Here is a 1,136-nt window from a genome sequence, read left to right as displayed (position 1 = left end):
TGCTGCTGCACCGTCTCGCCTCGGGCGCCGTCAGCAAGTCCCTGCGCTTCCTCTTCTACATCCCCGGTGCCCTCGCCGGGGCCGCGAGCGTGCTGGTGTGGCTGTTCATGCTCGACCCCGCGGTGAGCCCGGTCAGCTCACTGCTGGGCACGCTGGGATTCCACACCTTCGGTGAGGTCATCGCACCCGGGAACCTGCCGCTGTTGTTCACGGTCATCGCGTTCTGGACCGGCGCGGGCGGCTGGATCGTCGTCATCTACGGCGCGCTGAACAACATCCCCAAGGACGTCATGGAAGCCGCCCGCATCGACGGCGCGAGCGCCTGGCAGACCGCCTGGCGTGTGCAGATCCCCATGCTCCGCAAGTGGATCGTGTACATGGTGATCCTGGCCTTCGCGGGCGGCGCCCAGCTGTTCGTGGAACCGCAGTTGCTCTCCCTCGCCAGCGTGGGCGTCGCCGGACGCGACTACTCGCTGAACCAGCTGACGTACGACTTCGCCTTCCAGATGAACAACATCAACGGTGCCGCCGCGGTCTCGGTGGAGCTTCTGGTCGTCAGTGTGTCGGCCGCCGCGGTCTTCGTCGCACGGTCGGGGTTCTTCGATGCCGACTAGGACCCCTGCCGGACCGGCCACCGTCACACCACGCACGGAACGGGAACCAAGCGTCATGAGCCGAGCGCACCACCAGGCCTCCGAGCGGCGGCGCCCCCGCTCCCCGAGCCGCCTCGCGCCCCGCCTGCTGACCGGCTCCGTACTGGCCGTGTTCATGGTGTTCTTCGTGCTGCCGGTGCTGTGGCTCGCCCTCGCGGCGACCAAGACCGACCAGCAACTCGTGCACGGCAGCCCGCTGTCCTTCGGCTCCTGGCACGCCTTCAAGACCAACTGGGACGCCCTCACGGCGTTCCAGGACCACGCCGTCCTGCAGTGGCTCGGCAACTCCACGCTCTACGCGGTGATCTCGCTGGTCATCACGCTCTGCGTGGCCGTACCGGCGGGGTACGCCCTGGCCATGACGGAGTTCCGTGGCCGGCACGCGCTGCTCGTCTCGACCCTGGTCGTGATGCTCATGCCGACCGCGACGCTGGTGGTGCCGCTGTTCCTGGAGATCACCGCGGAGCACCTGATCGGGTCGAT

1 protein-coding gene and 1 pseudogene are annotated in these 1,136 nt (G+C 68.0%); both read left to right on the top strand.

The window, feature by feature from the left end; genetic code table 11:
* The coding region (locus G3I60_RS43615) for a carbohydrate ABC transporter permease (protein WP_164608542.1) at nucleotides 1-614 on the top strand (614 nt) is incomplete at its 5' end.
* Nucleotides 615-669: 55 nt separating this feature from the next.
* A pseudogene (locus G3I60_RS43610) lies at nucleotides 670-1,136 on the top strand (carbohydrate ABC transporter permease); the annotation flags it as partial.

This window comes from Streptomyces sp. SID13666 (assembly GCF_010548325.1).
GTDB lineage: Bacteria > Actinomycetota > Actinomycetes > Streptomycetales > Streptomycetaceae > Actinacidiphila > Actinacidiphila fildesensis.
Note: the sequence above shows the minus strand (reverse complement) of the source record. Positions and strands in the feature narration are given on the sequence as shown.